This window comes from Amycolatopsis sp. NPDC052450 (assembly GCF_044547565.1).
GTDB lineage: Bacteria > Actinomycetota > Actinomycetes > Mycobacteriales > Pseudonocardiaceae > Amycolatopsis.
Window position 1 is genome coordinate 65,098 of record NZ_JBIUAQ010000035.1, and the last position, 21,526, is coordinate 86,623.

At 69.2% G+C, this 21,526-nt stretch carries 22 protein-coding genes; 10 read left to right on the forward strand and 12 right to left on the reverse strand.

Features of this window, described 5'->3' with window-relative positions:
• Positions 1–2: 2 nt before the first annotated feature.
• Genes ACIHAO_RS36585 through ACIHAO_RS36600 form a run of 4 tightly spaced genes read right to left on the reverse strand, consistent with a single transcriptional unit; the run spans position 3 to position 3,220 of the window.
• A complete protein-coding gene (locus ACIHAO_RS36585) occupies positions 3–563 on the reverse strand; it encodes a hypothetical protein (RefSeq protein WP_396565809.1) in 561 nt (186 codons plus the stop codon).
• Positions 484–1,767: an NAD(P)/FAD-dependent oxidoreductase gene (locus ACIHAO_RS36590; RefSeq protein ID WP_396565811.1), complete on the reverse strand. Its 1,284-nt coding sequence runs from the start codon at positions 1,765–1,767 to the stop codon at positions 484–486. The genes ACIHAO_RS36585 and ACIHAO_RS36590 overlap by 80 nt, the downstream gene beginning before the upstream one ends.
• Positions 1,764–2,573 (reverse strand): ferredoxin, encoded by an 810-nt coding sequence (locus tag ACIHAO_RS36595; protein ID WP_396565813.1) that lies wholly within the window; start codon positions 2,571–2,573, stop codon positions 1,764–1,766. Before ACIHAO_RS36595 ends, ACIHAO_RS36590 begins: the two co-directional genes overlap by 4 nt.
• Positions 2,570–3,220, reverse strand: a complete 651-nt coding sequence (locus ACIHAO_RS36600; RefSeq protein WP_396565815.1) for a DUF4142 domain-containing protein — start codon at positions 3,218–3,220, stop codon at positions 2,570–2,572. The genes ACIHAO_RS36595 and ACIHAO_RS36600 overlap by 4 nt, the downstream gene beginning before the upstream one ends.
• Positions 3,221–3,466: 246 nt before the next feature.
• Here ACIHAO_RS36600 and ACIHAO_RS36605 point away from each other — a divergent pair, with 246 nt between their 5' ends.
• The 4 genes from ACIHAO_RS36605 to sfnG are packed head-to-tail and all read left to right on the forward strand — an operon-like array spanning position 3,467 to position 8,419.
• Positions 3,467–4,021, forward strand: coding sequence for a sigma-70 family RNA polymerase sigma factor (locus ACIHAO_RS36605; RefSeq protein WP_396565855.1), 555 nt, complete (start codon positions 3,467–3,469; stop codon positions 4,019–4,021).
• Between the two features lie 11 nt (positions 4,022–4,032).
• Complete coding sequence (locus tag ACIHAO_RS36610) at positions 4,033–4,392, forward strand: zf-HC2 domain-containing protein (protein ID WP_396565817.1); 360 nt, start codon at positions 4,033–4,035, stop codon at positions 4,390–4,392.
• A gap of 31 nt (positions 4,393–4,423) precedes the next feature.
• Positions 4,424–7,258, forward strand: coding sequence for an AAA family ATPase (locus ACIHAO_RS36615; RefSeq protein ID WP_396565819.1), 2,835 nt, complete (start codon positions 4,424–4,426; stop codon positions 7,256–7,258).
• A 33-nt stretch (positions 7,259–7,291) separates the two neighbouring features.
• Positions 7,292–8,419: a dimethylsulfone monooxygenase SfnG gene (gene sfnG, locus ACIHAO_RS36620; protein WP_125796682.1), complete on the forward strand. Its 1,128-nt coding sequence runs from the start codon at positions 7,292–7,294 to the stop codon at positions 8,417–8,419.
• A gap of 83 nt (positions 8,420–8,502) precedes the next feature.
• Here the strand turns inward: sfnG and ACIHAO_RS36625 are convergent, their stop codons facing one another.
• From ACIHAO_RS36625 to ACIHAO_RS36640, 4 genes are all read right to left on the reverse strand, one after another.
• Positions 8,503–10,239 (reverse strand): hypothetical protein, encoded by a 1,737-nt coding sequence (locus ACIHAO_RS36625; protein ID WP_396565822.1) that lies wholly within the window; start codon positions 10,237–10,239, stop codon positions 8,503–8,505.
• Positions 10,240–10,470: 231 nt separating this feature from the next.
• Complete coding sequence (locus ACIHAO_RS36630) at positions 10,471–11,589, reverse strand: bifunctional RNase H/acid phosphatase (protein ID WP_396565824.1); 1,119 nt, start codon at positions 11,587–11,589, stop codon at positions 10,471–10,473.
• Positions 11,586–12,323, reverse strand: coding sequence for a zinc ribbon domain-containing protein (locus ACIHAO_RS36635; protein WP_125781084.1), 738 nt, complete (start codon positions 12,321–12,323; stop codon positions 11,586–11,588). Before ACIHAO_RS36635 ends, ACIHAO_RS36630 begins: the two co-directional genes overlap by 4 nt.
• Before the next feature lie 16 nt (positions 12,324–12,339).
• A complete protein-coding gene (locus ACIHAO_RS36640; RefSeq protein WP_396565827.1) occupies positions 12,340–13,161 on the reverse strand; it encodes a Nif3-like dinuclear metal center hexameric protein in 822 nt (273 codons plus the stop codon).
• Between the two features lie 31 nt (positions 13,162–13,192).
• On the opposite strand from ACIHAO_RS36640, the gene ACIHAO_RS36645 reads away from it, so the two are divergent.
• Complete coding sequence (locus tag ACIHAO_RS36645; protein ID WP_396565829.1) at positions 13,193–13,747, forward strand: chorismate mutase; 555 nt, start codon at positions 13,193–13,195, stop codon at positions 13,745–13,747.
• A gap of 375 nt (positions 13,748–14,122) precedes the next feature.
• Here the strand turns inward: ACIHAO_RS36645 and ACIHAO_RS36650 are convergent, their stop codons facing one another.
• Positions 14,123–14,443, reverse strand: a complete 321-nt coding sequence (locus ACIHAO_RS36650) for a hypothetical protein (protein WP_396565831.1) — start codon at positions 14,441–14,443, stop codon at positions 14,123–14,125.
• A 130-nt stretch (positions 14,444–14,573) separates the two neighbouring features.
• Here ACIHAO_RS36650 and ACIHAO_RS36655 point away from each other — a divergent pair, with 130 nt between their 5' ends.
• From ACIHAO_RS36655 to ACIHAO_RS36665, 3 genes are read left to right on the forward strand one after another with little or no spacing between them, the layout of a single operon-like run.
• A complete protein-coding gene (locus ACIHAO_RS36655) occupies positions 14,574–15,035 on the forward strand; it encodes a low molecular weight protein-tyrosine-phosphatase (RefSeq protein ID WP_396565833.1) in 462 nt (153 codons plus the stop codon).
• Positions 15,036–15,058: 23 nt separating this feature from the next.
• Positions 15,059–15,880 (forward strand): SURF1 family protein, encoded by an 822-nt coding sequence (locus ACIHAO_RS36660; RefSeq protein ID WP_396565835.1) that lies wholly within the window; start codon positions 15,059–15,061, stop codon positions 15,878–15,880.
• A 54-nt stretch (positions 15,881–15,934) separates the two neighbouring features.
• Complete coding sequence (locus ACIHAO_RS36665; protein WP_396565837.1) at positions 15,935–16,555, forward strand: FMN-binding negative transcriptional regulator; 621 nt, start codon at positions 15,935–15,937, stop codon at positions 16,553–16,555.
• A gap of 195 nt (positions 16,556–16,750) precedes the next feature.
• Here the strand turns inward: ACIHAO_RS36665 and ACIHAO_RS36670 are convergent, their stop codons facing one another.
• Both ACIHAO_RS36670 and ACIHAO_RS36675 read right to left on the reverse strand, forming a co-directional pair.
• Complete coding sequence (locus ACIHAO_RS36670; protein WP_396565839.1) at positions 16,751–17,692, reverse strand: cobalamin biosynthesis protein; 942 nt, start codon at positions 17,690–17,692, stop codon at positions 16,751–16,753.
• Positions 17,693–17,745: 53 nt separating this feature from the next.
• Entirely contained in the window at positions 17,746–18,441 is a 696-nt protein-coding gene (locus ACIHAO_RS36675) for a FadR/GntR family transcriptional regulator (RefSeq protein ID WP_396565841.1), read from the reverse strand.
• Between the two features lie 103 nt (positions 18,442–18,544).
• Here ACIHAO_RS36675 and ACIHAO_RS36680 point away from each other — a divergent pair, with 103 nt between their 5' ends.
• Both ACIHAO_RS36680 and ACIHAO_RS36685 read left to right on the forward strand, forming a co-directional pair.
• Positions 18,545–19,039: a gluconokinase gene (locus ACIHAO_RS36680; RefSeq protein WP_396565843.1), complete on the forward strand. Its 495-nt coding sequence runs from the start codon at positions 18,545–18,547 to the stop codon at positions 19,037–19,039.
• Positions 19,036–20,403, forward strand: coding sequence for a gluconate:H+ symporter (locus ACIHAO_RS36685; RefSeq protein WP_396565845.1), 1,368 nt, complete (start codon positions 19,036–19,038; stop codon positions 20,401–20,403). The genes ACIHAO_RS36680 and ACIHAO_RS36685 overlap by 4 nt, the downstream gene beginning before the upstream one ends.
• Positions 20,404–20,479: 76 nt before the next feature.
• Here ACIHAO_RS36685 and ACIHAO_RS36690 read toward each other — a convergent pair whose 3' ends face one another.
• The gene (locus ACIHAO_RS36690; RefSeq protein WP_396565847.1) at positions 20,480–21,442 is read right to left on the reverse strand and encodes an IS30 family transposase; all 963 of its coding nucleotides are present in this window, start codon (positions 21,440–21,442) and stop codon (positions 20,480–20,482) included.
• Positions 21,443–21,526 lie beyond the last annotated feature (84 nt).

A 21,526-nucleotide genomic window follows, 5' to 3' on the forward strand; every position in this document is an offset into this window, starting at 1 on the left:
TCCTACTGCACGGGCACGGGGAGGCAGTTCAGGTTGCGTTGCCCGTCGGGTTTGACGACGAACCACAGGTGGTCGGTGCCCTGGCCGGTCCATTCGCCGGGGCGAGCGTTGGCGAACTTGTAGAGGGGCCTGCCCGCCAAGGTCACCTGTTCGGCGCCTTCGGGGCGTTTGATGGTGTCGACGAGGGCCGGGTCGATGCCGGTCACCAGCGGCGTGCCGGTGGTGGTGACGGGGGTCCACACGACGGCGCAGTCCCCGAGGCACGCCGAGCGGGCCTTGTTCGGGTTGTCGCGTTCGTAGCGGAAGAGGACGGCACCGGTTTCGTCGAGGATGGCCTGACCCATCCGTGTCATGTAGACGGCGGTGAGCCGCGTGCCGGACGGAGTGTCCACGGGAGAGCTGGGCCGCGCGGTGCGGGGCGACGGGACACGCGGGCTGGGGAGGGCTTCGGTCACCGGCGCGCTCGCCGTCCGCGACACGGGATCACCCGCCTGCCACCACATCGCGGCGCCCACGACGAGCGCCGCGATGACGACGAGCATGGTCAACCGTGATCGGCGCATCGGGCGTCTCCGTTTCTTCCTGCGGGTCGACGGGGTTCTGCTCCGCGATCTCGTTGGTCCAATGGAGGACGCCGGACGGGCTGTCGAGGCCGACGACGCCGACGAGGCGTCCCTTGCGGACGAAGCCGGTGACGGGCCGTTCGCCACCGACGGGCGAGGCGAGCGCGACGGTGTCGGTGCCGAGCTTCGGGATGCCGCCCGCTTGGATGCGCATGCCGTGCTGTTCGGACCAGAACCGCGGCACCGGCGCGAAGGGCCGCGAAGCCTGCGGGCCGGCGAGGAGGTTCTCGGCGGCCGCGCGCCCCATCTCGACGGCGTTGAGCCAGTGTTCGACCCGTCTCGGCGTCTCGTCGAACCGCAGGTTCGGCCATTGCGCGACATCGCCCGCGGCGACGATGTTGTCCATCCCCAGCACATGACACGTGGGCGAGCAGACGACGCCGTCGTCGAGCGGCAGCTTCGAGCCGCGCAGCCACGAGATCGAGGGCACGGTCCCGACGGCCACGACGACACACGAGACGTCCAGGATCCAGCCGTCGGACGAGTGCAGCCGCAGGCCGTTCGCCGTGGTCCGCCAGTCGTCGATGGACGCGCCCAGCGCCAGCCGCACGCCCCGCGACCGGTGCAGCGCCGAGAGCTTCTGCCCGATGTGCTTGCCGACGACCTCGCCGAGCAGGGCCGCCGACCGGCCGATGATGGTGACCTCGCGGCCGATCTCGCGCAGGCTCGCGGCGACCTCGCAGCCGATGAACCCGCTGCCCAGCACCGCGACGGGCCCGTTGTCGGCGGCGAGGTTGTCGCGCAGTTCCGCGGCGTCGGCCAGTGTCCGGACGACGACCACCCGCGGATGTCCGTGCGGCACACCGGAAAGCCGCCTCGGTTCGACGCCGCTGGCGATGACGAGCCCGTCGTACGGGAGCTCCTCCGCCCCGGGCAGGTGGACGATCTGGCGGCCGGGCCGCAAATGTGTCGCCGGGGTGTTGAACCGCCATTCGGCGTCGATCTCGCCGGGCCGCGCGAGCATCATCTCCGCCGGTCCGGTGGCGCCGGTCAGCAGCTGCTTGGACAGCGCGGGCCGGTGATACGGCAGTTCGGGCTCGTTGCCGACGATGACCAGTTCGCCGTCGAACCGCAGTTCCCGCAACCGTTCCGCGCACCGCAGCCCGGCGAGCCCGCCGCCGATCACGACTATCCGTTCGCTCATCGTCCCGCCCCTTGCAGTCGGATCGCGCGCATCGGACAGGCTCGGGCCGCGGCCTGGACCAGCGGCACCTGTTTGGCGCCGGGTTTCCGGAGGTAGCGCAGCTGACCGTCGCCCTGTAACTGGAAGACCTGCGGAGCTTCGGCCTGGCAGATGGCGTAGCGGTGGCATTTCTTGTCGTCGACGGAGATCCGGACCCGTTCGGCCCGGCCGGTTTCGCCTTCGAGCAGTCCCAGCCGGACCAGCGTCCGCGGCGGGAGGACACGGAGCACGGTGAGCACGACGGCGGGGGTGAGCACGGTGATCCCGCCGAGCCAGACGGCCGCGAGCTGCCCGTTCGCGGACGCGCCGAGCCAGGAATGGATCGCCAGCAGCCCGACCGCGAAGTAGCCGGCCTGGTGGAACCGCTGCCCGCCGCGGCCGTTCGCCCGGCGCCCCAGGGCGGCGGTGACCGAGACGGCGATGAACAGTTCCAGCCCGACGACGCCCGCCGCGTGCCGCGCGACCCCGCCGCCGGCGAACGGGATCAGCAGCGCGAGCACGCCGAACGAGTCGTCGTCGAGGAACAGATAGGACAGACCGTGGACGACACCGGTGGCGAGGCTGAACGTCGCGAGGACGACGTGACCGCCGCGCAGCGCCTCGTGGCCGGTGACGCGCCTGATCCAGCCGGTGGCGCTCAGCACGCCCCAAGCCAGCGTCAGGCACATCGTCACGTAGGCGAACCGGCCCGAAAGCGCGGCGATGTCCCGCACCCCGCTGTCGTGCGGCGAAGGGGCCGGGATGACCGCCAGGAGCGAGGCCGTCATGCTCGCCTGCCCGACGAGCCGAGCACCCGGACGAGCCCGAAGGTCGCTCCGCCGGCGATTCCCGCCATGAGCACGCCGAGCGCGATGTCGCCGCCGTCGAGTTCGTTGCCGCCGGTGGCCACGACCATCAGCGACGTGGTCTCGGCGATGCCGGTGCTTTCGAGCAGGGTCATATGCCGCATGACGGTGTCGACGGCGGTCTGCGCGAACGAACGCATCGCGTCGTCGCGGGTGGCGGCGCGGACCTGGGAGGCGAGCCCGAAAATGCTCCCGTGCGCGGCGCGGGCGCGATTGACGTAGAGGCGGTCGAAGTCGGCGCCGCCCGCCGCGGTGATCTCGCCGATCCAGGCGCGCTGTTCTTCGGTGGGCTCGGCGGGGAGTTCGACGCGGACCTTCGAGGCGAGTGTGCGGACCTGCGCGTCGAGACGGTCGTGATCCTCGGCGAGTTTGCGGCCGACCTCCCGCACGCGCTGCCCGCTTCCGCGCTGTTCCGCCTGACGGCTGACCGGGCCTTCCCACAAACCGGCTTGGCGTACTCGCACGAGCAGTTCCCGGTCATGGGCGTCGATTTCCGCGAAGGCACGGGCGGGCGTTCCCACCCATATCACCAAGCAGGCGATCACCACTCCGAGCAGTCGATAGATCATTTCACCCGTCCCCGTCATGGAAGTGCCTCACTGGAAGTACGGCGAACCGGAGCGGCCGGTTCGATCTCGGTACTCGCATCCAGTGTGACGTGCATCACACGACACATTTAGAACCGTTTCCCACTGGCATACGTACCGGCCGACTAATAGTGAACAAAGCACTACTGCACATGGCTCACGGCGATAGTCTGCGCTACGGTGTACGAACCTGTGAAATCCTCCACCGTTGGGGAGGTAGCGAACTTTATGGAAGCAGCGGGCAGAGAATGCCGGGTCGGCGGCGACCGTCGGCCGAACGAGCTTTCCGATGAGCTGATTTCGTTGCTGTACAAGGATTTCCGGGAGACTCTGTTCAATCAGGTGCTGTACCTGACGGGCCATGATCAACAATGGACGGAGGATGTCGTCCAGGAAACACTGATCCGCGCCTGGCAGCATTCCGACACGTTGAACCGCGAGCCGGGAATGCTGCGCGGCTGGCTGCTCACGGTCGCCAAGCGGATCGTGATCGACGGCTGGCGAAACCGGCGGGCGCGACCGCAGGAGGTGGAGCTGGACAGTTCCGAAAACGCCGAAACAGCGGACCGGACCGAACAGTCACTGTCCGCACTCGTCATTTCCGAAGCGCTACGATATCTGGACAGCAAATACCAGGCCGTCATCTACGAGACGTATCTGACCGGGCATACCGTCCGGGAGGCGGCGGTGATATTGGGAATCCCGGAGGGAACGGTCAAATCACGGCTGTACGCGGCCATGAGGACATTGCGACGGTCGTTAGGAGAACTGGGTTCGCGATGAGGAAGCGAAAGGTGAAACACACCGATGTGGCGGCGTACGTGCTCGGTGTGCTCGATCAGGCCGAGGCGTACGCCTTCGAAAAGCATGTGAAGGGCTGCGGGCGCTGCGGCCGCCAGGTCGCGGAATTCACGTCGGTGGAAGCCGCGCTGGCGAGGGCCGATCCGCGCGACCTGTCCCCCGTCGCCGCGCGACGCCACGGACGGCTGTCGATGATCGCGGCCAACCTCGTCGTGGTCTTCCTGGCGTGCGTCGTCGCGGCCTTGATGTCGTCGCAACGGTCGGCCCGGCGGGTCTCGTCGGATGCGGACATCTTGACCCCTGCTCCCCTCGACGACCAGCGATCACTCCCGATACCGCTTACGTTGAAGTAGTCTGCCGCAAGCCGACACGAAGGTCTCTACGGTGCATACCGAAGTAAATCCCGAGAGCCCCTTCGGCGGGCCTTCGGTACCGAAGCGCCGAGCCGCCGGGTTGCTGGGTCGAGACAGCGAACTCGACACGATCACCGGGCTGTTCCGGGCCGCCCTGCACGGCCGCGCGGTCAGCGCGGTGGTGGTCGGAGAGTTCGGCATGGGCAAGTCGTCGGTGCTGACAGCCGCCGGCGAACTCGCGAAAGCGGCGGGCTTCACCGTCGCGATCGCGACCGCGTCCCGGCTGGAGACGCAGCTGAGCGGCGGTGTCGGCCGCCAGCTCCTCGAAGCGCTCACCCACGCGCCCGCCGAACCCGGATCGCCGCGGCCGCGCACACCGCACGCGGCCGAGATCCTGCCGGACCGCCGCCCCCGGAACGAACAGGAACAGACGGAGGCGCTCGACGCCTTCTTCCGCACCGTCCGCCACGCCGCCGAACAGGGACCGGTCTTCCTCGGCATCGACAACATCCACCTCGCCGACCCGTGGTCGATGCGCTGTCTCGCCTACATCCGGCATCGCGTCGAGCAGCTGCCGGTGCTGGTCGTGCTGACCTCGCTGATCGGGCAGCTGCAAACCGGCGAGGTCGCCCTGCTGGAGATGTCCGGGTGCACGCCGGCGACGATCCGGCTGCGCGGGCTGGGCGCGGGGCACGTCGCCGAGTTCCTCCGCGTCTCCCCCGGACGGTTCGCCGAGGAATGCCGTGAGCTCACCGGCGGCAACCCGTTCCTGCTCAGCGCGCTGAGGCGCCGCCTGGTCCCCGGGATGGATCTGGACACCGCGGGGTCGGCGATGATCGGCGAGGTGCTGCGGGTGCGCATGCACGAGTACACCGCCGCGCCGAAGATGCTCGAAGCCGTCGCGATCCTCGGCGAGGACGCGAGCTTCGACCTGCTGGCACAACTCGCCGGGGTCGACGAGAGCACCGCGCTCGAGGCCATCGACACGATGGTGCGGGTGCATCTGCTGACCAACAGCCACCGGCCCGCGCTGTCCTACCGGTTCGTCCGCAACTCGGTGCTCGCCGACATGCCGCTCACCACCAGGGCGGTCAGCCAGTCGCGAGCCGCCAGGCTCCTGCACGACTCGGGTGCCGCGCCGGAGCGGGTCGGCGCGCATCTCCTGGAGGCGACCGCGATCAGGATCCCTTGGGCGGTCGACGTGCTGCGGCTGGCCGCGCGGCATTCGGTGGTCGAGGGCGACCCGGGACTGGCGGTGCGGTTCCTGTCGCGGGCCTTGGAAGAACGGCTCAGCGAACGCAAGCGGATGGCGATCCTGCTCCAGCTCGCGCACGCGGAGTTCCACTGCGACCCGGACCTCGCGCCCGCCCGCGTCCGCGAAGCCGTCGATCACATCGACGACCGCGAAACCGCCGCGTTCGTCGCGACGGCCATGATTCTTTCGCTGTGCTGCGGCCCGGACGCGCGGCTGGCGATCAACTCCGCCGGGCAGTTCGCCGCGCGGCTCGACGCGGGCGGGCCCGACGCCGTCTGGCCGTTGCTGTGCATGACCTATCTCGCCGAAGCGGGCAGCAGGCTCGGGCCGCCGCCGGACTTCCGCGACTTCGAGCGGCAGTGGGCACCGCTGAACGATCCCGCCGCGCGACAGAGCCGATCCGGGTTGCTCGCGCTCGACACGGTGCGGAGCGGGAAGTCCTCGGCGAACGCCGTCCGGTATTTCGGGGAGGCGCTGTCCGGCGAACAACCCGAACTGTTCGAACAGCCCTACTTCTTCACGCTCGCGACGGCCGCGCTCGCCGACGAGCCCGCGCTCACCGACCGGCTCTGCCAGGTGCTCGACACCCAACGCCTGCCTTGGGACTTCCATGTGCCGAAGGGGGCGCTCGCCACGCTCGCCCGCGGGATCGCCCTGCAAGCGGGCGGCGACCTGGTGCGGGCGAGTGTCCACTACGAATCCCTGGTGCGGCAGTTCGACGAACGCGGCGTCACCGGTCATTGCCCGATCGCGGTGCTGTGCGCGGCGAGACTGATCGAGGTCTCGGTCGACCTCGGCCGCCACGACGTCGCGAACGCGGTGCTGGACAAGCTGGATTTCGGGGCCACCCAAGCACTTTTCACGCACAACTACCTGCTCTACGCCCGCGGCAGGCTCCGGGCGGCCACCGGCGAGCCCGAACTCGGTTACGAAGACCTGCGCGGCTGCGGCCGCCGTCTCGAACACCACGGCATGCGCTTCCCCGGGTTCGCCCCCTGGCGGGCGCACGCCGCCCGCACCGCGCTGGCGCTCGGGCGCACCGACGCGGCGGCCCGGCTCGCCGAGGAGGACCTCGACGCCGCGGAACGCTGGGGAGCGCCGCGGATCCTCGGCGGCGCGCTGACCACGGCGGGCCTCGTCCGCGACGACAGTCTCGGCGAGGAGGCGGAACGCCTGCTCGGCAAGGCCGTCGACGTCCTCAGCGGGTCGACGGCGAAGCTGGCGCTGGCCGAGGCGCTGACCGAACTCGGCGTGCTGCAGGCCCGGCACGGGCAGGCCGAGAAGGCGGTCGGCACACTGCGGCCGGCGGTGCGGTCGAGCAAGCACTGCGGGGCCCGGCCGCTCGAGCGGCGGGCCACCGAGGCGCTGCGGAGCGCGCGAACGAGCCTCGCGACGGCGAAGGACAACGAACACGGCCTCACCAAACAGGAGTACCGCGTCGCGCTGATGGCCGCACAGGGTCTCACCAACCGGGAGATCGCCGAGTCGCTGCACCTGACCCGCCGCACCGTCGAACTCCATTTGTCCGGGGCGTACCGCAAACTGGAGATCACCGGACGACCCGAATTGTGTTCCGCGCTCGGCCGTTCCCAGCGCGTGGACGGTGATTGACGGTTTCCGGGGGCGGCGGGTTCACTCCGCGACATGCCGGGAATCGAATCCGAACCACTCAAATTCGCCTATTGGGTCCCCAATGTGAGCGGCGGCCTGGTCACGAGCGACATCGAGCAGCGCACCGACTGGGGATACGAGTACAACCGGGATCTCGCCGTCCTCGCGGAGAACAGCGGGTTCGAATACGCGCTGAGCCAGGTCCGCTACACGGCCAGCTATGGTGCCGCCTACCAGCACGAATCGACCGGATTCAGCCTCGCGCTGCTGCTCGCGACGCAGCGGCTGAAGGTGATCGCGGCGATCCACCCCGGACTGTGGCATCCCGGGGTGCTCGCGAAGTTCATCGCCAGCGCGGACGTGATCTCCGGCGGCCGCGCGGCGGTCAACGTGGTCAGCGGCTGGTTCAAGGACGAATTCACGAACCTCGGTGAACCGTGGCTGGAACACGACGAACGATACCGTCGTTCGGAGGAGTTCATTCGCGTACTGAAGGAACTCTGGACGAGCGACCACGCCGAATTCGCCGGCGATTTCTACCGGATCCACGATTTCGACATCAAACCCAAACCGGTCGGCCGACCGCATCCGGAGATCTTCCAGGGCGGCAACTCCACGGCGGCGCGGAAGCTCGCGGGCCGGGTGTCCGACTGGTACTTCAGCAACGGCAAGGACTTCGACGGTTTCAGCGAGCAGGTCGAGGAGGTCCGCGGGTACGCGGCCCAGAACGACCACGCCGTCCGCTTCGGGCTCAACGGCTTCCTGATCGCGCGGGAGACCGAGAGCGAGGCGAAGGCCGTGCTGCGCGAGATCGTCGAGAAGGCGAACTCGGACGCCGTCGAGGGCTTCCGCAACGCCGTCAAACAGGCGGGAGGCTCCACTTCGGACAAGAAGGGGATGTGGGCCGACTCGGAGTTCAAGGATCTGGTGCAGTACAACGACGGCTTCCGCACCGGGCTGATCGGCACGCCGGAGCAGATCGCGGACCGGGCCATCGAGTACAAGAAGCGCGGGGCGAACCTGCTGCTGCTCGGCTTCCTGCACTACCTGGAGGACGTCGAGCACTTCGGGAAGCACGTACTGCCGGTGATCCGGGCGAAGGAAGCGGACCTGGAACGAGGCGCCGCCACTCCCGAACCCCTCGTCACTTCCGCCCCCTGACCCCTGACCCCTACGCAATTCGGCACCTGATTGCGATCGTTGCGCTTGGCAAGGATCGCAATCAGGTGCCGAATTGCGGGGGTTTACGGCAGGTAGACGGTCTGGCCGGGGTGCATGGTCGGGCCGCAGTCCTTGAGCGGGCCACCGAAGCGCGCCGCCTCGACGTCCGGCAGGGTCTTCGCGGCGTACTCCTGGACGGCCTTCAGCTTCTCGGGGCTGGAGACGGCGTCCTTGCGCACGAAGTCACCGTTGCGCGGCCCGCTGCCCGGATACACGAAGATCGGCTCGTAGTCGCGGTCGATCCGCGGGTCGACCGTGATGCCGTTGCCCGCGGCCCACGGGCCCCACGAGTGGATGAAGGTCGGCTTGACCTTCTCGAACACGTAGTCGCGCAGCCCCGGCAGGTCGCCGTTCTTGAGGAAGTCCGCGACGTCCGCCTCGACCAGCCCGGCCATGTCGACCAGGTGCAGGCGGCTGGTCATCGACGAACCGCCGAGGTCGGGCAGCAGCAGCGACGCCTGCTGGAGGCCGAGGATGTCGGCCATGGTGTTGAAGCCGCGGCCGAAACGGTCGGCGATGAGGCACGCGGGCACCGTCGGGACCTCTTGGAACTTCTTCGACGCCGACGCGAAGCCCATCCCGGACGGGATCGCGGCGGCGACCAGCACGAGCACCACGACGGTCCGGAGCACGGCACGCGACCGGCGCAGCAGTTCGCCCGCGGCCAGCGTTCCCGCCAGCACGGCGAGGATCCAGATCGGGGTCGCGAACCGGTGCTGGCCCATCCAGTCCGGGACCATCACGCCGTACGCGACGATGCCCAGCGCCAGCGGCACCAGCAGCGCGATCAGCGCGCGCCGCCACTCCGCGCGGATCAGCGCGTAGCCGATGGTCAGCGCCAGCAGGATCGTCCCGGCGATACCGGCGTAGCCGACCAGCTCGAACGGCTGCTTCAGCGCCGAGAGCCCGGGCAGGCCCTGCCCCTTCGCGATGGACGGGTTCGCCAGCAGCCTGCCGAACTCCGTGATCCGCCAGGCCAGATACGCCCCGAACGGGATCGCGAACGCGACCACCGACACCACGACCAGTTTGACGCTCTGCCCCAGCAGCGGCTTCCGCAGCTGGAAAAGGACGACGAGCGGGTACGCGCCACCGTAGATCAGGCCCTCGGGGCGGGTCAGCGCGGCGAACGCGACCAGCACCCCGGACCAGATGGCGACCTTCGCGGTGAGCACGGTGTCCTTGCGCACGGCCACGAACAGCAGCGCGGCGAGCCAGGCGACGGCCATCCCGAACAGGGAGTTCTCCAGACCGGAGATCGTCCAGATGACGAACGACGGGATCGCGGCCAGCGTCAGCCCGACGACCAGCGTCGCCAGCCAGGCGAAGCGCGCGAAGATCTGCTTCGCCACGATGTGGCACGCGGCCAGCGTCCCGGCGGTGAACAGGAGCCCCAGCAGCTTCGGGAACAGGACGTAGTCCGGGAGACCGAACAGCATTCCGCTGTCGAAGACGCCGACGAGCTTGCCGAGCACCAGCGCCACCAGCCACGTCGAGTTCGACCAGCCCTCGACCGACGGCTGCCCTTGCTGCAGCACCGGCCCGAGCCCGTCGGCGAAGCTACGCGCGTACGAGAAGGTGATGGCCGCGTCGTCGACGATCCAGTGGCCATAGAGGGTGGCGTGCCAGGCGACGGCCGCGACACCGGCGAGCACCGCCAGGTACGGCGCGACACGGGCGGCCAGGCCACGACGGGCCGGCGTCTCCGCCGGGTCGGGCACGCCTTGTTCGGAAGCTTCGCTGAGTGCGCTCGCCGTCATGTCCCCGTCTTTGCCTTTTCGCTCACGTGCCGTCGCCGAAACTGTAGCCAATACCCCATCGGCCGTCTTCGACACGTCATATCCAGGCGTGATCCGCGCCACACCTTCCCGATCAGGAGCGTGTGGCTCGAACTGAGGTCGGCCGGTTGAGCGAGGAAACGTGCGCGCGCTTTCTGGCAGATGCCGCGGCCCGGCTACGGAAATCCGAAAGCGCGCTTCAAGAGACACCGATCAGGAAAGATGCGAGATGTCGTTCACCAAGCGCACCGACGCGTTGCCGTCCGGGTAGAACTCGACGATCGAGAGCGACGCCAGGTCCAGATGCAGGCGGAACAGCAGCGAGGGCCCGGCGTCCAGGCCCATCCGCAGCAGGGCCTTGATCGGCGTGACATGGCTGACCAGCACGAGCGTCCGCCCGCCGTACTTCGCGATCAGTTCGTCGCGGGCCTTGCGGACCCGCCGGTGCACGCCGTCGAAGCTTTCGCCGCCCGGCGCCGCGATCGAGGTGTCGGAAAGCCAGCTGGTCTGGAATTCGGGGTCGCGCTCCATCGCCTCTGTGAAGGTGAGGCCTTCCCAGTCGCCGAAGTCGGTCTCGATCAGCCCCGGGTGGGTCTCGACCCGGCCGCCGAGCGCGTCCGCGATCGCCTGCGCGGTCTGCTGGGTGCGGATCAGCGGCGAGGCGATGATCGGCGCGGCCTCGCCGTCGACGACCAGGCCCTCCATCGCGCCGAGCCGTTTCGCGGCGGCGGCCGCCTGCTGTTTGCCGTGCTCGGTGAGGGGCACGTCGCCGCGGCCGGAGTAGCGCTTCTCGACCGACATCGCCGTCTGGCCGTGGCGCACGAGGAGCAGCTTGGTCGGCGTCCCGGTCGCGCCGGTCCAGCCAGCCGGGCTGACCCTGTCCTGCTTCACGGTCTTCGGTGCTTCCGGCCGCTTCTCGGCCTCACGGCCGGCGTCCATCGCCTCGTTCGCGAGCCCGTCCGCGTGGGAGTTCTCCGCGCGCGGAATCCACTCGTAACGCACCCGGGAAAACCTGGCGGCCAGCTCCTTGGCCTCGGCGTTCAGCGGCTGCATCGACGGGTGCTTGACCTTCCAGCGCCCGGACATCTGTTCCACCACGAGCTTCGAGTCCATCCGGACGTCCACTGTGGACGCTCCGAGCTCGGCGGCCGCGGCGAGCCCGGCGATCAGGCCGGAGTACTCGGCGACGTTGTTGGTCGCGATGCCGACGTACGCCTTGCGCTCGGCGAGCACCTCGCCGGTGGCCGCGTCCTTGACGACCGCGCCGTATCCGGCGGGGCCGGGGTTGCCCCGCGAGCCACCGTCGGCCTCGACGAGTACGTGGTCGGTCACAGGCCGGACTCCAGTGTGCGCACCAGGATGGCGCCGCAGTTCTCGCACTGGATGACGTTGTCCTCGGGGGCGGCCTTGATCTCGGCGATCTCGCGGCGGTCGATGTCGAGCTGGCAGGCACCGCAGCGGCGGGACCGCAGCAGCGACGCGCCGATGCCCTTCTGTGCCCGGACCCGCTCGTAAAGCTTCATCAGGTCTTCAGGGAACCGCGGCAGGAGCTTGGCGCGGTCCTCGTCACGGCGCGCCGTCGTGGTGTCGAGGTCGGCGAACTGCTCGTCACGACGGCGGATGGCTTCGGCGACCTCGTTCTCGGCCTTGGCGACCTCCGCGCTGGTGCGCTGGGCGTCGAGTTCGAGCGCTTCGCGACGCTCCATCAGTTCGAGCAGGTCGTCCTCGAGCGCGGACTGGCGCCGGTTGAGGCTGTTCAGCTCGTGCTCGATGTCGGTCATCTGCTTCGCCGCGACGGAACCGGATTCGAGGAGCTTGCGGTCGCGGTCTCCGCGAGCACGCACCGACTCGATCTCCTTCTCCTGCCGGGCGATCTCGCGGTCGAGGTCGGACGCCGCGGTCTGGACCGAGACCAGCGCGTCACGTCGTTCGCGCACCGTCTTCTCGCCCGCGTCGATCTCGGCGATCTCCGGCAGGGTGCGGCGGCGGTGGGCGGTACGCGAGAGTTCGGCGTCCACCTTCGCGAGTTCGAGCAGCTTGCGCTGGACGGCGGGGTCGGCCTTCACGGTGCTCCTTGGATTCTTAGTGCGCGGTTCGGGTGGCCCGTAGCGTCCACGGGTCGGTGCACCTCGTGGAGACGTGAACGCCGACGTTACCCGCAAAGGCGGCCCGGACGACGGCCGAGGCTTGCTCGCACCACGGCCATTCGCTCGCCCAGTGTGTGACGCCGACCAGGGCGGGGACTTCCGCGATCTCGGCGAGGTGCTCACCGGCGGGATGATGCCGGAGATCGGCGGTGACGTACGCGTCGACACCGGCGGCGGTGGCGCGCTTGAGATAGCTGTCGCCGGAACCGCCGGAAACGGCGACGCGGCGGATGGGGCGGGCCGGGTCGCCCGCGCCGTAGACGCCGGGTTCCGTGCGGGGCAAGGCGTTCGCGACGCGTTCGACGAAGACGGAAAACGGTTCTGGCGTGCGCAGTTCACCGATGCGGCCGATGCCGGTGACGCCGTCCTCGCGGGGGTCGAGCGGGCCGAGGACGGTCAGGCCGATGGCGTCGGCGAGCGCGTCGGAGACGCCGGGTGACGCGGAATCGGCGTTGGTGTGCGCGCAGTAGAGCGCGACGCCCGCGCGGATGAGACGGTGCACGAGACGCCCTTTGGTGCTGTCGGCCGGGACACCGTGGACGCCGCGCAGCAACAGCGGGTGATGCGCGACGATCAGCCGCGCGCCGCCTTCGATGGCCTCCTCGACGGTCTCGTCGACCGGATCGACACAGAACAGCACCTTGTCCACGTTCTCGGCCGGGTCGCCGCAGACGAGACCGACGGCGTCCCACGATTCGGCGAGTTCGGGCGGGTACGCCTGCTCGAGGGCGGCGATGACTTCGGCTAGCGCGGGCACCCGGCGATTTTCGCATGTAGCGTTTCCGGGCATGCGACTTCGGGTGCTCTGTGCCGCTTTGTTGCTTCTCGTGGTGATACCCGCGCCGGCGTCGGCGTCTCCGGGACTCTGGAAGCTGACCGACCTCGCCGCTCAGCGCGTGCAAATCGCCGACAAGGTCGCGGCCGCGAAGTTCGGCACACCGTCGCCGATCGACGATCCGGTGCGCGAACAGCAGATCCTCGACTCGATGGCCGCGAAGGCGCCCGGCCTCGGTCTCGACGCGGACGGCGTGGTGCGGTTCTTCCGCGACCAGATCGAGGCGAACAAGGCCGTGCAGCGCGGCCTGTACGCGCGGTGGACCGAGCACCCGGACACGCGTCCGCCCGGACGACCCGACCTGGCGACCGAGGTGCGGCCGGTGATCGACCGGCTCAACGCGGGCCTGCTCGCCGAACTCGGCTCGACCCGGGACGCGCGGACGCGACGGTCGTGCGACATGCGGCTCGCGGGCACGGTGCGGCTGACCGACGCGCGGCGCGGGCTGGACCGGCTGCACTCGGTCGCGCTCGGGGAGTCCGTGCGGTCGGCCTGCTCGCGCCCTTGACCGCGGCGGTGGGAGCAAGGGACCTTTGCTATCGCTCGGGGCGCTGACCTGCGGAAATGGACCTTGGGTGTCGCGTTCCCGGCGGGGGTGTGTGGAAATAGGGACGTTGAGTGTCCCTATTTCCACACACCCTGTACTCCGCGTAGCGGTGCTGACTGACTGTGTGGATTTTGGTGCGTTGGATGACCTAAATCCACACAGTCGCCACCGAGGAGAGCAAGGGACCTTTGCTATCACTTGGGCCGCCGCGTGTTGCGAAAGCCACTTTCGCAACGTTGAAGGTTGCGAAAGTGGCTTTCGCAACCTCCCGGGATACCTCACCTGAGCCGCTGACCTGCGAAAAGAGAGCAAGGGACCTTTGCTATCGCCTCCGGGTCAGTCCAGCGCCTTCGCGTCCTTGTTGATCGCCCAGCGCCCGGCCGCGCGCATCACGCGGCCCGTCCACAGCATCGCCCGGTAGGCCTTCGTCGGGTGATCGGGGACTTCGGTGTGGCCGACCTGGTACGGCGCGACGGACGCGTTCGACCGGAGTTGCAACGGCATCCTGCTCATCGCCTCTTTCGGCGATCTCGCCTGGACGAAGTGGTGCTCCGACAGGATCCGCCCGACCTCGTAGGGGTGCGGATGCGTGACGGTGATGCGATACCAGCGGAGCCCGGTTGCCGCGGACTCGACGATGGGTGTTGGTGCGCTCATACGCGACCTTCCTGCGTGTTTCTCTCCAGGAGGTCTACTCCCGCTTCGTCCCGGCTTTCCAGCTTCGCGCGCCCGGTAGCCGTTCGGAGCCGGTGAGCGGTCGATCTCCGTCGGCCTTCACACTGATCGGGTGCTGCACATCGTCTTCGTCTGTTCCGGCAACATCTGCCGTTCCCCGATGGCCGAGCTCGTCTTCCGCGCGAAGGCCGAAGAAGCCGGTCTCGATCACCTCGTGCGGGTGTCCAGCGCGGGCACCGGTGGCTGGCACGTGGGCGAGGCCGCGGACAAGCGGGCGCGCGCGAAGCTGGCCGAACACGGTTATCCGACCGGTCACGTCGCGGCCGAAGTCGACCGCGGGCATCTGGCCGCCGACCTGCTGCTCGCGGCGGACGACAGTCACCTGTCGTTCCTCCGTCGCAAGGTCGCGGACCCGGAGAAGGTCCGCCTGCTGCGCGAATTCGATCCGTCCGCGCCCGAAGGCGCCGAGGTCCCGGACCCGTACTACGGCGAGGACGACGGTTTCGAGGACGTCCTCGGCATGATCGAGCGGTCCGTTCCCGGCCTGCTCGACTGGGTGCGCGCACACGCCTGAGGCGGACCGCTTACCGTGGTGGGGTGCGGTTGAAGTTCCTGCTGAAGCCCGGGTGGCTGGCGTTGACGTTGGTGGTGTTCACCTTCGCCGTCACCTGCTTCACCCTGCTCGCGCCGTGGCAGTTCTCCCGCAACACCGAGCGCGAACACCAGAACGCGGCGCTGCGCGAGTCGTTCTCCGGGCAGCCACGGTCGCTGGACCAGCTGCTTCCCAACGGAGCCGCCCCTGATCAGCGCACCGAATGGCACCTGGTAGCGATGAAAGGAACGTACCTGCCCGAGGGCGAGGTCGTGGCCCGTCTGCGCTCCGTACAGGGCGAAGCAGCCTACGAGGTCCTGACGCCGTTCCGCACCGTCGAGGGCACGATCGTGCTGGTGGACCGAGGGTACGTTCGGCTCGACGACAAGTCGCGCGCGCTCCCCTTCGCCCCGCCTCCCACCGGCACGGTCGACATCGTCACGCGAGCACGTCACGACGAGAGGGACGGCAAGAACCGCGACGCGTTCGCCGACGAGTCGACAGGCGGGAAACTGCAGAGCTACGTCGTCGATTCCCAGGTCGTCGCGCGGGCCGCGAAGCTGGACATCCGGCCGGGCTACTTCCAGCTCGACGTGAACCAGCCCGGTGTGCTGGGCGCGCTGCCGTTGCCACAGACCGACGCCGGACCGTTCTTCTCCTACGCGCTCCAATGGATCGCTTTCGGGGCCATGGCGTTGATGGGCTGGCTGTACTTCACCGTCCGCGAACTGAAGCCGGGTGGCGTGCTGACCACCGATCGGCCGCAGCGGCGCAAGAGTGTCGCGGAGATGCTGGCCGAGGACGAACGCTCCGAAGTGGCCACCTGATCTGACGCGAGAATGGCCCTTTTACAAGTCCATTTGGCGTGTTGCTATCCGATCATGCTGATTCACCCGTGGGACGCCGCCCACGACGACGCCGAATGGCAGGCCTGGCTCTCCGCACACGACTTCGGCCAGCTGATCGCCGGAGGCGCGGGCCGCGACCTGCCGATCGTCAACCCGGTTCACTTCGTCTTCGACGGCGACCGGACGGTCCTGCTGCACCTCGCGCGGCCGAATCCGGTCTGGCCGCTGCTGGAGGAACACCCGCGCGCGCTGCTGTCGGTGATCGACGACCACACCTACATCCGCTCCGGCTGGAACACCCCCGACGACCCGCCGCACGGCGTCCCGACGTCGTACTACGCGTCCGTCCAGCTCGAATGCGACGTCCGGCTGATCGACGACGCGGCGGAGAAGGCCGCGTTGCTGGACCGGCAGCTCGCGCACTTCGAGCCGTCCGGGGACCGGGTCGCGGTGAGCGCCACCGAGGCGCCGGACAAGCGGCTGCTCCCCGGCATCCGCGGGGTCGAACTGACTGTGACCGGGGTGCGGGCGAAGTTCAAGTTCGGCGGCAACAAGCAGCCTGCCGACCGGTCGCGGATCGACGCCGAGCTGGCGCGGCGCGACGGCCCGATGGACGCGCGGGCGCGGGCGCAGCTGGCGCGGCGGGAGCGATAGCAAAGGTCCCTTGCTCTCCGCGGCGCGACGAAGCCGGACCGGCTCACCGTGACCGTGTGGATTTCAGGACATCTGACGTCCCAAAATCCACACGGTCACTCGGCGACAGCAAAGGTCCCCCGCTCCCTTTTCGCAGGTCAACACGCCAGGCGATAACAAAGGTCCCTTGCTCCCCCGGCCGCCGAAAACCGCAGGTCAGCGCCGCCGTCGCCGAAGCCCGACGAGACCGGCCAGCACCACCGAGCTGATCGCCCCCAGCCAGCCGACCACTCGCGAGAGTTCCACGGCGCGCGTCACGTGCCCGGCGTCCGGGTTGCGGCCGATGCCGAGCACCGGCAGTTCCTCGACGCCGTGCGGGTACACGGTCCGCCCGCCGACGCGGATCTCGAGCGCCCCGGCGAAGGCGGCCTCGACGCGGCCCGCGTTCGGGCTCGGGTGCGCGGTCGTGTCCCGGCGCCAAGCGCGCCACGCGCCGCCCGCCGAGCCGCCGACGACCGGGGCGGCGAGGACGGTCAGCCCGGCCGCGACCCGCGTGGGGACGAGATGGACGATTTCGTCCAGCCGCGCGACGAACCAGCGGTAGCGCTCGGGGCGTCCCCTGCCGAGGCCGCGCAGCAGGCTGATCGCGCGCGAGCCGAGGAGGCCGGGGACGCCGGCGAGCGCTCCCCACACCAGCGGCGCGATGACGACGTCCGCGGTGTTCTCGGCGAGTGTCTCCACCGAGGCGCGCGAGAGGCCGATGACGCCGAGGTCGTCGGCGACGCGGGGGTCCAGTGTGGACAGTGTGCCGCGCGCGGTTTCGAGTTCGCCTTCTTCGAGGTCCCGCGCCAGCGACGTGCCGTGCGCGGCCAGGCCGGCGGCGCCGAGGACGGCCCAGGTGGTCACCGCGGTCGTGGTCGCCTGCAGGACGGGGCTGCGCCGTCCGGCGCGTTCGGCGAGCACGCCCGCCAGCACGGCGGAACCCGCGAGGCCGCCGGTCCAAAGTACTCCGGCCGCCGGATGCTTCGACCGGACTTTCGCGTCCACCGCCGAAGCCGCCCTCGCGAACGCCGTTACCGGACGCCGCGACCGGGGATCCCCGATCGCCCCGTCGGCGGCCACCCCCAACACCAAGCCGATCGCGCGCGCCGCGCTCACCGTCGCCCCCCGCCTGCAGTATCCCTCGAAGACCTGCAGAGATTACTCGAAGATCATCCGTCCAGAAGGACGGCCATCTCGTCACGCGCCTGGATGACGATGTCCCGCATCGCGCGTTCGGCCCGGTCAGGGTCACCGGCGTCGACGGCCGCCGCGACCTCGACGTGCAGCGCGACGGCCTCGGGCTGCGGCTCCTCCGGCATCAGCCCGTGCCCGGTGCGCCCGGCGAGCACTTCGGCGACGACCGCCGAAAGCTGCGCGAACATCGGGTTCCGCGACGAGGACAGCAGCAGATCGTGGAAGGCGACGTCGTGCCCCAGGAAGGTTTCGAGGTCCCGCTGGTGCGCCGTTTCCTCCAGCCTCTTCGCCAGGGCCCGGAGACGGCCGCCCTCTTCCGGTGTCGCCCGCAGCGCGGCGTACCGGGCGGCGCACGGTTCGACGCCGGAGCGCAGTTCGGTGAGGGTTCGCAGCGCGGTCTTCCGCTCGGCTCCGTCGAGTTGCCAGCGCAGCAGTCTCGGGTCGTAATGGTTCCAGTCACGCGGCTCGCGCACGATCATCCCGACCCGGCGCTTGCTGCTGGTCAGGCACATCGTTTCGAGGACGCGCACCACCTCGCGCGCCACCGTGCGGGACGCGCCGAACCGTTCTTGGAGCTCCTCGGAACGCAGCACGGAGCCCGGCGGAAGCCTGCCGTTCGCGATCGCGGAGCCGAGCGCGTCGAGCACTTCGGCATGCCTGTCGTTGCCCACCAGGAGACCCTAACGTTCTGACTCGATTAAGTAGTACTTCATCTTGCTTAAGTAGTACTTTTGAGCTGTACTCGTCCCGGCTACAACGACGTGGGAGGTACGGATGACCGTCATCGTGGTGATGGGCGTTTCCGGCTCGGGCAAGACGACCGTGGGCACGGCACTGGCCGAACGCCTCGGCGTCGACTACGCCGAAGCGGACACGTTCCATCCGAAGGCGAACATCGACAAGATGAGCTCCGGCCACCCGCTGAACGACGAGGACCGGCAACCCTGGCTCGAAGCCATCGCCGCCTGGATCTCCGACCACCAGTCCTCCGGCGGCGTCGTGACGTCTTCCGCGCTCAAGTTCCGCTACCGCGACATCCTGCGCGGCGGCGGCGACGTCTGGTTCCTGCACCTGCACGGCGACCGCGACCTGCTCGCCGGCCGGATGAAGACCCGCTCCGGCCATTTCATGCCGGTGTCCCTTCTGGACTCCCAGCTCGCCGACCTCGAGCCGCTGCGCCCGGAAGAGCGCGGCCTCGTCGCCGACATCGCGAACAAGCCGGAAGAAATCGTCGAAACCGCCCTCTCCGCTTTCGAGGACCGCTCATGACCACCACCCTCGCCGCCGCCTGGACCGGCCACGACACCCGCTTGATCGGCGCGACGGTGCTCGCCATCGCCGTGATCGTCGTCCTGATCACCAAGGCGAAGCAGCATCCGTTCCTGGCTCTCATCCTCGGCTCCGGCGTGCTCGGGCTCGTCGGGGGCATGCCGGTGGACAAGCTGATCAAGAGCTTCAGCTCCGGCGTCGGTTCCACCGTCGCCTCGGTCGGCGTGCTGATCGCGCTCGGCGCGATGCTCGGCAAGCTGCTCGCCGACTCCGGCGGCGCCGACCAGATCGTCGACACCATCCTGCGCCGCGCGGGCGATCGCACCCTGCCGTGGGCGATGGCGCTGGTCGCCGCGCTGATCGGCCTGCCGATGTTCTTCGAGATCGGCCTGGTCATGCTGATCCCGGTGATCCTGCTGGTCGCCAAGCGCACCGGGAAACCGTTGCTGCTGCTGGGGATCCCCGCGCTCGCCGGGCTCTCGGTGCTGCACGGCCTCGTCCCGCCCCACCCCGGCCCGCTCGCCGCCGCGGGCGCGCTGAACGCGAACGTCGGCCTCACCCTGGCCTTCGGCCTGCTCGTCGCGATCCCGACGGTGATCATCGCCGGACCGCTGTTCGGCAGGCTGGCCGCGAAGATGGTCCCGGACGCCGTCGCGCCGGAGCGGCTCGTCCCGGAATCGTCCTCTTCGGACGGACGGCGGCCCGGCTTCCTCGCGACACTGTCCACGGTGCTGCTGCCGGTCGTGCTGATGATGGGCAAAGCACTCGCGGACATCCTGCTGGAGAAGGAGAACCACCTCCGCCGCGTGCTGGACTTCATCGGCGACCCGCTGGTGGCCCTGCTCGCCGCGGTCCTGCTCGGCATGCTCACCCTCGGGAAGTCCGCGGGCTTCACCCGGGACAAGCTGTCGTCCACGGTGGCCGATTCGCTCCCGCCGATCGCGGGCATCCTGCTCATCGTCGGCGCGGGCGGCGGGTTCAAGCAGACCCTCGTCGACGCCGGGGTCGGCAACGTCATCACCAGCCTGGCCACCGGTGCGAACCTGTCGCCGCTGCTGCTCGGCTGGCTGGTCGCGGTCGCGATCCGGCTCGCCACCGGCTCCGCGACGGTCGCGACGGTGTCCGCCGCCGGCATCGTGGCCCCGCTCGCCGCGACGATGGACCCGTCGCACAGCGCGCTGCTGGTGCTCGCGATCGGCGCCGGTTCGCTGTTCTTCTCCCACGTGAACGACGCCGGGTTCTGGCTGGTCAAGGAGTACTTCGGGCTTTCGGTCGGGCAGACGCTGAAGAGCTGGTCGATCATGGAGACGGTCATCTCCGTGGTCGCGATCGCGCTGATCCTGCCGCTGGGCGCCCTCCTGTAGCCGAACGCGCGTGAAGGCCCCCTTCCCTCGGCTGAGCCGAGGGGGTGGATTCCAGGGGTTGTTGCAACACGGGTGATCATCTGGTTTCGGTGAGGAGTTTAGTTAAGCGCTCGGCTGGGGTGTCCCAGTCGAGCGTTTTTCGTGGGCGGCGGTTGAGTTGGGCTGCGACGGCGGCGAGGTGGTCGGGGCTGTGGGCCGATAGGTCGGTGCTTTTGGGGAAGTATTCGCGGAGGAGGCCGTTGGTGTTCTCGTTGGAGCCGCGTTGCCAGGGTGCGTGGGGGTCGCAGAAGTAGACGGGCATGGTGGTGGCGATGCTGAATTCGTGGTGTCGTGCCATTTCGGCGCCTTGGTCCCAGGTCAGGGATCGGCGCAGGTGTTCGGGCAGTGTGCTGATGGTGGTGATGAGTGCGTCGCGGACGTGTTCGGCGGTGCGGGAGTGGCCGAGGTGCAGGAGCATCACGTAGCGGGTGGTGCGTTCGACGAGGGTGCCGATGGCGGATGCCCCGTTCTCGCCGATGATGAGGTCGCCTTCCCAGTGGCCGGGGACGGCGCGGTCGTCGGCCTCGGCCGGGCGGTCGCTGATCATCACCATGGGTGCGGTGAACCGGGGTTGGCGTTGCTCGCCGCTGCCGCGGGGTTTGCGCTGGGTGCGGCCGGTGCGTAACGCGGCTTTGAGTTCGCGGCGCAGCTCGCCGCGGCCTTGGACATACAAGGCTTGATAGATGGTTTCGTGGACCACGTGCAGCTCCGGCTGGTCGGGGTGATCACGGCGCAGCCGATTGCTGGCCTGTTCCGGGCTGCACCGGTCGTCCAGCATGTCTTGGATCCGGTCCCGCAGCCCGGGTGTGGTCGCGATCTTGCCCGGTTTGGGCCGGGGCCGGCGGGCTTCGGCCTGGGCCTGCGCGGAATAGGGAAGATACTCGCCGCTGCCGGGATCGGTGTTGCGGCCTAGTTCCCTGCTGACCGTCGAGGCCGGACGGCCGAGCCGGCGGCCGATCTCCCGGGGGCCGTGCCCGGCCCGCGTCAGAGGCCCTGTCATGATTTCCGTGTAAGCCACGGATGACTTCTTCTTTGATTCTAGTGGAGTGGTAGTCGGTCGGGGAAGAGTGCGGCGAGTGTGTTG

Excerpts from the sequence above, each read along its gene's own strand:
- ACIHAO_RS36585 (WP_396565809.1), bottom strand. The coding sequence starts at position 563 with ATGCGCCGATCACGGTTGACCATGCTCGTCGTCATCGCGGCGCTCGTC.
- ACIHAO_RS36590 (WP_396565811.1), bottom strand. The coding sequence starts at position 1,767 with ATGAGCGAACGGATAGTCGTGATCGGCGGCGGGCTCGCCGGGCTGCGG.
- ACIHAO_RS36595 (WP_396565813.1), bottom strand. The coding sequence starts at position 2,573 with ATGACGGCCTCGCTCCTGGCGGTCATCCCGGCCCCTTCGCCGCACGAC.
- ACIHAO_RS36600 (WP_396565815.1), bottom strand. The coding sequence starts at position 3,220 with ATGATCTATCGACTGCTCGGAGTGGTGATCGCCTGCTTGGTGATATGG.
- ACIHAO_RS36605 (WP_396565855.1), top strand. The coding sequence starts at position 3,467 with ATGGAAGCAGCGGGCAGAGAATGCCGGGTCGGCGGCGACCGTCGGCCG.
- sfnG (WP_125796682.1), top strand. The coding sequence starts at position 7,292 with ATGCCGGGAATCGAATCCGAACCACTCAAATTCGCCTATTGGGTCCCC.
- ACIHAO_RS36625 (WP_396565822.1), bottom strand. The coding sequence starts at position 10,239 with ATGACGGCGAGCGCACTCAGCGAAGCTTCCGAACAAGGCGTGCCCGAC.
- ACIHAO_RS36645 (WP_396565829.1), top strand. The coding sequence starts at position 13,193 with ATGCGACTTCGGGTGCTCTGTGCCGCTTTGTTGCTTCTCGTGGTGATA.
- ACIHAO_RS36650 (WP_396565831.1), bottom strand. The coding sequence starts at position 14,443 with ATGAGCGCACCAACACCCATCGTCGAGTCCGCGGCAACCGGGCTCCGC.
- ACIHAO_RS36665 (WP_396565837.1), top strand. The coding sequence starts at position 15,935 with ATGCTGATTCACCCGTGGGACGCCGCCCACGACGACGCCGAATGGCAG.
- ACIHAO_RS36680 (WP_396565843.1), top strand. The coding sequence starts at position 18,545 with ATGACCGTCATCGTGGTGATGGGCGTTTCCGGCTCGGGCAAGACGACC.
- ACIHAO_RS36685 (WP_396565845.1), top strand. The coding sequence starts at position 19,036 with ATGACCACCACCCTCGCCGCCGCCTGGACCGGCCACGACACCCGCTTG.
- ACIHAO_RS36690 (WP_396565847.1), bottom strand. The coding sequence starts at position 21,442 with ATGACAGGGCCTCTGACGCGGGCCGGGCACGGCCCCCGGGAGATCGGC.